An 8,241-nucleotide genomic window follows, 5' to 3' on the forward strand; every position below is an offset into this window, starting at 1 on the left:
TGCCGCGGACACGGCTGCCGATGCTGCGGCTTGCGATCGCCAACATCCACCGGCCGGGTGCGCTGACTCCGTCCGTCGTGCTGTCGCTGGGGCTCGGGCTCGCCGTGCTCGTGACCATCACCCAGATCGACGGCAATCTGCGCCGGCAGTTCCTCGCGGCGCTCCCCGATCAGGCGCCGTCGTTCTTCTTCATCGACATTCCGAGCACGCAAGCCGAGCAGTTCGACCTCTATCTGCGCCAGATCGCGCCGGGTGCGAAGGTCGAGGACGTGCCGATGCTGCGCGGACGCATCGTCGCCGCGCGCGGCGTTCGCGCCGAGGAGCTCAAGCCGACCACCGATTCCGAATGGGTGCTGCAGAGCGACCGAGGCCTGACCTATACCGGCGAGCTGCCGAAGGGTTCCAAGGTGGTCGAGGGCGAATGGTGGAGCGCGGACTATTCCGGCCCGCCGCTGGTCTCGATGGAGAAGAAGATCGCCGACGGATTGGGCCTCAAGCTCGGCGACGAGGTCGTGGTCAATGTGCTCGGCCGCGACATTCCGGCCAAGATCGGCAATCTGCGCACCATCGACTGGCAGGGACTAGGCATCAACTTCGTTCTCGTGTTCTCGCCGAACGCCTTCAAGGGCGCGCCGCACACCCACATCGCGACGCTGACGGAAGCGGGCGGAAATGCGGCAGGCGATGGTAAGATCATCAAGCAGGTCGCCGACGCCTACCCGATGGTGACGAGCGTGCGCGTACGCGAGGTGATGGAGACGGTCGGCTCGGTGGTGACCAATCTGGCGCTGGCCATTCGCGGCGCCAGCGCCGTGACCCTGATCTCGGCGATCCTGGTGCTGGGCGGGGCGCTCGCCGCCGGCCATCGCCACCGGGTCTACGATGCGGTGATCCTGAAGACGCTGGGCGCGACGCGGCTGCGGCTGCTGGGGGCCTATGCGCTCGAATATCTCCTGATCGGGCTCGCCACCGCATTGTTCGGCGTGATCTCCGGCAGCATCGCGGCCTGGATGATCGTGACTCGGCTGATGACGCTGAGCTTCGTCTGGCAGGCCGGCAGCGCGGCGGGCGTGGTGGCGGCCGCCCTGGTCGTCACGGTCGGGCTCGGGCTTGCCGGCACGCTGCTGGCGTTGAACAAAAAGCCCGCCACGGTGTTGCGGAATTTGTGACAAATTGAAGCGGAGGATAAAGCCGGGCGGAATCCCCCCGGTTTCCGCAATTAACCACACCGCTCGTCAGGCTCGCGTCAGGATTGCCGCCAAGGGCGACATTCAGCCGCGCGTGGAAGGTTGCAGCGAATGTGTTAGTTTCCCACATATCGAATGGGTTCGGAGCCCCGATTGTTAGCCAAAATTTAGTCGGTTGGCGTCGGTATCCGAGATAGAATTTGACGAACCGGCGGCGTGGCGACCCTCATGCCGGACCGGACCAACCAACGGGAATTCGACCATGTCGGACCTAGACCGTAACTACGCTTCTCCTTTCGGCAGGGCCGCCGGGCGTGTTGACGCCGCGACGGTCGATGCCGGCCTGCGCGCCTATATGCTGCGCATCTACAACTACATGAGCATTGGCCTGGCCATCACCGGCCTTGCCGCGCTCGGCGTCTACATGGCTGCCGTGACGGACGTGCCGACCGCGGACGCCGTCCGCGTCGGCAAGCTGTTCCTGACGCCGTTCGGCTACGCGATGTTCGTCAGCCCGCTGAAGTGGCTGTTCATGCTCGCCCCGCTCGCCATGGTGTTCGTGATCTCGGCGGGCATCAACCGTCTCGCGCCCTCGACCGCCCAGATCCTGTTCTGGGTATTCGCGGCGCTGATGGGCATCTCGCTGTCGTCGATCTTCCTGGTGTTCACGCACACCTCGATCGTTCGGGTGTTCTTCATCACCGCGGCGACCTTCGGCGCGCTCAGCCTCTACGGCTACACCACCAAGCGTGACCTGACCGGGATGGGCTCGTTCCTGTTCATGGGCCTGATCGGCATCATCATCGCGAGCCTGGTGAACCTGTTCCTGGCGAGCTCGATGCTGCAGTTCATCGTGTCGGTGGTCGGCGTGCTGGTGTTCGCGGGCCTCACCGCCTGGGACACCCAGCGGCTGAAGAACGACTACATCTACGGCTACGCTTCGGCCGGCGGTGAGATCGCGGAGCGTGCGGCCATCACCGGCGCGCTGTCGCTGTACCTGAACTTCATCAACCTGTTCACGCTGCTACTGCAGCTCCTCGGCCAGCGCGACTAAGCGATCAACCGAGTGAACGGCATGAACCCCGGCCGAAAGGCCGGGGTTTTTGTTTGGGGGCCGGCTGCCCCCACAAACACCACCATTGCGAGCGCAGCGAAGCAATCCAGAGCGCCTCCGCGGGCGCATCTCTGGATTGCCTCGTCGCAATGACGGAGCATGTGGATGCGTCGTTGCCCCTTCCAGCGCCCGCGGGAAGGCTCTAATCTCGCACCCATGTCCGCACCTGAAATCAGGCCCACCACCGAGGCCGACCTTCCCGCCATCACCGCCATCTACCAGCAGGCCGTCCGCGAGGGCACCGCGACGTTCGAGCTGGAGCCGCCAGAACTCTCGGAGATGACGCGCCGCTATCGCGCGCTGGTCGACGGCGGCTATCCCTATTTCGTCGCCATCCTCGACGGACGCGTCGCGGGCTATGCCTATGCCGGCGCCTACCGGCCGCGGCCGGCCTATCGCTTCACGGTCGAGAACTCGATCTATCTCGACCCCTCCTTCCACCGTCGCGGCGTCGGCTCGTTGCTGCTGGAGCGGCTGATCACCGAATGCGAGGCGCGCGGCTTCCGCCAGATGATCGCGGTGATCGGCGATTCCGCCAATGCCGGCTCGATCGGCGTGCACACCAAAGGCGGCTTCAAGATGATCGGCACGCATCCCAGTGTCGGGCTGAAATTCGGCCGCTGGCTGGACACGGTGATGATGCAGCGCGACCTCGGCGAGGGCGCGAGCACGGTGCCGGGGAAGTAGGGTCGGTCAGCTCCCGTAGCCCGGGTGAGCGCAGCGATACCCGGGAACGGTGCAAGAAGGGTCCCGGATGTCGCTTCGCTCATCCGGGCTACGAAGACCTCGTCTCATCATCGCTGCCGCAGGGTGGGCAAAGCGTAGCGTGCCCACGATTTGCGGCGATCGAGAAAGGACGTGGGCACGGCGCGTTGCGCTTTTGCCCATCCTACGGCACCGGACGCGTGGCTAGACCACCGCCAGTTTCCGATCGATCACCAGCAGCACGCGCTCCAGCTCGTGGCCGCGGCGCAGGATCAAGCCCGTCGCCGAGATCACGCTGTACATGCCCTGCTTGCGCGCCAGCCGCGGATCCTTCTCGATGCGATAGATCGGCACTTCCGAGGCACGGCGATAGACCGAGAACACGGCGCGATCCCTGAGGAAGTCGATGGCATAATCGCGCCACTCGCCGTCGGCGACCATGCGGCCGTAAAGATTGAGAATGCGGTGCAGCTCGAGCCGGTTGAAGGTGACCCGGTTCGGCTGCTGGGCGCTGGCTGCGACAGGACGCGCCGCCGCGCGCTGCTCGCTCGGATCAGCATCCTCCGACAGACTCATGGGAAGCGCGCCTCCTCGTCGCATGGCATGATCGCCTCCGCGAAAACCGTCCCCGGAGCCGCGGATCATGACAGTGATATGATTGCGCCAACCGTTCCCCGCCGCAAGGCTCTTGATGGAACTCGCCTGCTCAACTTATTGGAATTGGCGCACACGCAGGAGTGGAACTTCCTCGCGGCAAACCGTCACGGGATCGTTAGCAGGAATCATACTCTCGCCGCTTTTCCGCCCAGCGACTGCCGCCCTGCATTGCGAAAAGACTCATGTGCGTTGACCCGGTCCTTTCGGTTCCGGATTCCTCAGCCCCCAGCCCCCCGGGGTCGAACAGGATCGGGTCTGTACGCGCAACAAGGAGGACCAACGCAAGTTGGTCCTTTTTTGTTTGTGTCGGAATGTTTCCGGCCGCGACCGACCTTCTCTCCAAACATCCGCGCGAAGACTCGCTCTCCTCATCTTGAGGAGCGCGCTCTTGCGCGCGTCTCGAAGGATGAAAGGCGACGCTGCATCAGCGCGGGCCTTTCATGGTTCGAGACGCGCCAACGCGCCTCCTCACCATGAGGAGTTAGAACGGGCGTAGCGCTAGAGAGAAATTCGAATCAGTGCAGCGACGTGTACGCCGCGCCCAGCATCGGGCCGGGCTTCTCACGGCTGCCATCCTGGACGTAGACCACCGCGCCGTCGACGCCGTCGCGCGTGAGGTTCTCGATCGGCACCGTCCAGCTTTCCGAACGCCCGGTCCAGTCACCAACCTTGAGCAGGTTGCGCACCACGTTGTGATAGGTGACCTGCTGCCCGCGATTCTCGCCGCGAGTGATCGCGATCGGTACCGACTTGGCGATCGAACAGATCCAGACCTCGCCATGCGAGGCTGCCGGCTCGTTGCTCGCGGCCACCGACACGTTGATCTGCTTGCCCGCGAGCGACATCGTCACCGGCACGCTCATCACGCCGGCGCCCTTGTCGGTCTTGCCGATGGCATTCTCGATACCGGTACGGTCGCTGCCGATGACGTGAGTCGAGCCGTTGACCACGACCTGCGGCGTATAGACCTCACGGTCGCCGCGCATGCGCGAATAGGCACGCTGGCGTGCAGAGAAGCGCGAATCCGCCAGCGTGTCCTTCCAACCCAGATAGTCCCAATAATCGATCGGCATGCTCAGCGCGATGATCGACGGGTCTTTGGAGAGATCGCCGATGATCTGGTCGGCGGGCGGACATGAGGAGCAGCCCTGCGAAGTAAACAATTCGACAACGGCGCGGGGATCAGCCTGCGCAGGACGGATGACAGCGACGATCGCACAGATGCCGATAGCGCCCGACCAGAGGGCACCGGACCAACGTGAAACCAGATGAGAAGCCGTCATTGTTGTCATGTCGAACGCCGCACACCATTGCTCGTGGGAAGGGAGATCTTATCGCCGGATGGTCACCGTAGTCTTACGGGGCGCGACACACTCGACCGCCCAGGCAAACCGTCCAAAGGGAGGTTTTCCGCCGGGCGGGCCCATCTAGAGCATGCCGCAAACGCACGAAGGCGGCCTTGTGATAGGCCGCCTTCGTTTAACCTTCTACTCACTTCGCAGTGAGCCACCGTTCACAAATCCGCGCTTAGGCCGCGAGCTTGCGCAGCACGTAGTGCAGGATACCGCCGTTGCGGTAGTAGTCGAGCTCGTCCAGCGTATCGATGCGGCAAAGCAGCGAAACGCGCTGCAACGAGCCGTCTCCGGAGACGATCTCCGCGGTCAGCTTCTGGCGGGGCTTCAGTTCGCCGACGAGGCCGCGCAGCGTGACCTTCTCGTCGCCCTTGAGGCCGAGCGACGACCAGGAGGTACCTTCCTCGAACGTCAGCGGCAACACGCCCATGCCGACCAAGTTGGAGCGATGGATGCGCTCGAAGCTCTGGCAGATCACGGCGCGCACGCCGAGCAGCCGCGTGCCCTTGGCAGCCCAGTCGCGCGAGGAGCCGTTGCCGTATTCGGCACCGGCGAACACCACCAGCGGCACCTGCTCCTGCTGGTACTTCATCGCGGCGTCGTAGATCGACATCTGCTCGCCGTCGGGCCAGTGCTTGGTGAGGCCACCTTCCGGAATGTTGCCGTCGGCGCCCTTGAGCATGAAGTTCTTGATGCGGATGTTGGCGAAGGTGCCGCGCATCATCACTTCATGATTGCCGCGGCGCGTGCCGTACTGGTTGAAGTCGGCGGGGCGCACCTGATGCTCGCTGAGATATTTGCCCGCGGGCGAGGTGAGCTTGATCGAGCCGGCCGGCGAGATGTGGTCGGTGGTGATCTTGTCGCCGAACATGGCGAGGATGCGCGCCTCGACGATGTCGGTGACCGGCTCCGGCTCCTTCTTCATGCCGTCGAAATAAGGCGGGTTCTGCACGTAGGTCGAAGACATGTTCCAGCGATAGGTCTCGCTCTCGACGGTCTTGATCTTGCGCCAGTTGGCGTCGCCCTTGAACACGTCGGCATACTTCTTCTTGAAGATCGACGCGGTCACGAACTTCTTCATGAAGGCGTTGATCTCCTTGGTCGTCGGCCAGATGTCCTTGAGATACACCGGCTTGCCGTCCTTGCCCTCGCCGATCGGCTCGACCGCGAGGTTCTTGGTGACGCTGCCCGCGAGCGCGTGGGCGACGACCAGCGGCGGCGACGCCAGATAGTTCGCCTGCACGTCCGGCGAGACACGGCCTTCGAAGTTGCGGTTGCCGGAGAGCACGGCAGCCGCGACGATGCCGTTGTCGTTGATCGACTTCGAGATCTCCTCAGGCAGCGGACCGGAATTGCCGATGCAGGTGGTGCAGCCGAAGCCGACCAGGTTAAAGCCGACCTTGTCGAGATCCTTCTGCAGACCGGAATCGGCGAGATAGCCCGCGACGACCTGACTGCCCGGGGCGAGCGAGGTCTTCACCCACGGTTTTGCTTTCAGGCCCTTCGCGGCGGCATTACGCGCCAGCAGGCCGGCACCGATCAGCACGCTCGGGTTCGAGGTGTTGGTGCAGGAGGTGATGGCGGCGATGACGACGTCGCCATGGCCGATCTCGAAATTCTTGCCTTCGACGGCAAAGCGCTTCGCCGGCTCTTCGCCCTTCTTGTACTCGGTGCCGAGCGCAAGCGAAAAGCCTTCGGCAACCGACGGCAGCGCGATGCGGCCTTCAGGACGCTTCGGACCGGCCATCGACGGCACGACGTCGGCAAGGTCGAGCGTCAGCGTTTCCGTGAACACCGGATCGGCCGACTTGGCGGTGCGGAACAGCCCTTGCGCCTTGGCATAGGCCTGCACCAGCGCGACGCGCGGCGCGGCGCGCCCCGACGTCTTGAGATAATCGATCGCGGCGGCATCGACCGGGAAGAAGCCGCAGGTCGCGCCGTATTCGGGCGCCATGTTGGCGATGGTCGCCTTGTCGGCGACGGAGAGATTGTCGAGGCCGGGGCCGAAGAACTCGACGAACTTGCCGACGACGCCGAGCTTGCGCAGCATCTGCGTCACAGTCAGCACGAGGTCGGTCGCGGTGACGCCTTCCTTCATCGCGCCTTTGAGCTTGAAGCCGACGACGTTGGGCAGCAGCATCGACAGCGGCTGGCCGAGCATGCAGGCTTCCGCCTCGATGCCGCCGACGCCCCAGCCGAGCACGGCGAGACCGTTGACCATGGTGGTGTGGGAATCGGTGCCGACCAGCGAATCGGGATAGGCGACCTCGAAGGTGCCGGTCTTCTTGCCGACCGTCATCTTCTCCTTCTTGGTCCAGACCGTCTGGGAGAGATATTCGAGATTGACCTGGTGGCAGATGCCGGTACCGGGCGGCACGACGGAGAAGTTCGTGAACGCCTTCTGGCCCCACTTCAGGAACTCGTAGCGTTCCTGGTTCTGCTTGTATTCCTCGGCGACGTTCTTGCCGAAAGCCTTGTTGTCGCCGAAGAAGTTCACGATCACGGAGTGGTCAATGACGAGATCGACCGGCACCAGCGGATTGATCTTCTCAGCATCGCCGCCGAGCTTCTGCATCGCGTTGCGCATCGCGGCAAGGTCCACCACCGCGGGCACGCCGGTGAAGTCCTGCATCAGCACGCGCGCCGGGCGGAAAGCGATCTCATGCTCCAGCGATTTCTTGCGCAGCCATTTCGAGACGGCGACGATGTCCTCTTTCTTGACCGAACGCCCGTCCTCGTTGCGCAGCAGATTCTCGAGCAGGACCTTCATCGAATAGGGAAGTTTGGAAATTCCCTTCAGACCATTCTTCTCGGCCGTGGGCAGGCTGTAATAGACATAGGTCTTGGCGCCGACCTTGAGGGTCTTTTTGCATTTGAAGCTGTCGAGCGAGGTCATGTAGGAAATCCCAATGGTTAGTTATACCCGGCAGGGTATCTTGACACCGTCAGCGTATCAGGCTGGGCCGCTTGCAGGGGCAGGTTGAGTTGCTGCATCAAGTAGTTCCGGGCTTATAGAAGCTTTCTAACCGCACCGCCACAGCCACAATCGTGCCGCAGCAATCGCGAGCCAAAAATTCCCATGCGCTACCCCAAGTTTTCCTGAGGCCCGGCTTTGAGTGACTTGAAACGAGGCGAGATGCGGCTCTCCGGACACGGGGTCGCCTGCGTGCGCGGCGGCCGCGAGGTGTTTGCCGGGCTCGGTTTCGCGGCTGTCGCGGGCGAAGCC

General features: G+C 63.6%; 6 protein-coding genes and 1 pseudogene. 4 read left to right on the forward strand and 3 right to left on the reverse strand.

Annotation, left to right across the window (positions count from 1 at the left end):
- The 3 genes from MOV75_RS19335 to MOV75_RS19345 all read left to right on the forward strand — a co-directional run.
- Positions 1-1,169 (forward strand): ABC transporter permease (locus tag MOV75_RS19335; RefSeq protein WP_247006398.1); only part of this gene is annotated, 1,169 nt, incomplete at its 5' end.
- 280 nt (positions 1,170-1,449) lie between these two features.
- On the forward strand, positions 1,450-2,241 hold the full coding sequence (locus tag MOV75_RS19340) for a Bax inhibitor-1/YccA family protein (protein ID WP_246927145.1): 792 nt from the start codon (positions 1,450-1,452) through the stop codon (positions 2,239-2,241).
- Positions 2,242-2,457: 216 nt separating this feature from the next.
- On the forward strand, positions 2,458-2,988 hold the full coding sequence (locus MOV75_RS19345; protein ID WP_246927143.1) for a GNAT family N-acetyltransferase: 531 nt from the start codon (positions 2,458-2,460) through the stop codon (positions 2,986-2,988).
- 222 nt (positions 2,989-3,210) lie between these two features.
- On the opposite strand, the gene MOV75_RS19350 is transcribed toward MOV75_RS19345, so the two are convergent.
- The 3 genes from MOV75_RS19350 to acnA all read right to left on the reverse strand — a co-directional run bounded on the left by MOV75_RS19350 (position 3,211) and on the right by acnA (position 7,911).
- Positions 3,211-3,582 (reverse strand): DUF2794 domain-containing protein, encoded by a 372-nt coding sequence (locus MOV75_RS19350; RefSeq protein ID WP_246927141.1) that lies wholly within the window; start codon positions 3,580-3,582, stop codon positions 3,211-3,213.
- Positions 3,583-4,178: 596 nt separating this feature from the next.
- Positions 4,179-4,955 carry a thioredoxin family protein gene (locus MOV75_RS19355; protein ID WP_246927139.1) on the reverse strand — a complete coding sequence of 259 codons (777 nt, stop codon included), beginning with the start codon at positions 4,953-4,955 and terminating at the stop codon, positions 4,179-4,181.
- Between the two features lie 235 nt (positions 4,956-5,190).
- Positions 5,191-7,911 carry an aconitate hydratase AcnA gene (gene acnA, locus MOV75_RS19360; protein WP_246927137.1) on the reverse strand — a complete coding sequence of 907 codons (2,721 nt, stop codon included), beginning with the start codon at positions 7,909-7,911 and terminating at the stop codon, positions 5,191-5,193.
- A 240-nt stretch (positions 7,912-8,151) separates the two neighbouring features.
- On the opposite strand from acnA, the pseudogene MOV75_RS19365 reads away from it, so the two are divergent.
- Positions 8,152-8,241: pseudogene (locus tag MOV75_RS19365) on the forward strand (heme ABC transporter ATP-binding protein CcmA); the annotation flags it as partial.

Source organism: Bradyrhizobium sp. PRIMUS42, from assembly GCF_023006515.1.
In the GTDB taxonomy this organism is placed as follows: Bacteria; Pseudomonadota; Alphaproteobacteria; order Rhizobiales; family Xanthobacteraceae; genus Bradyrhizobium.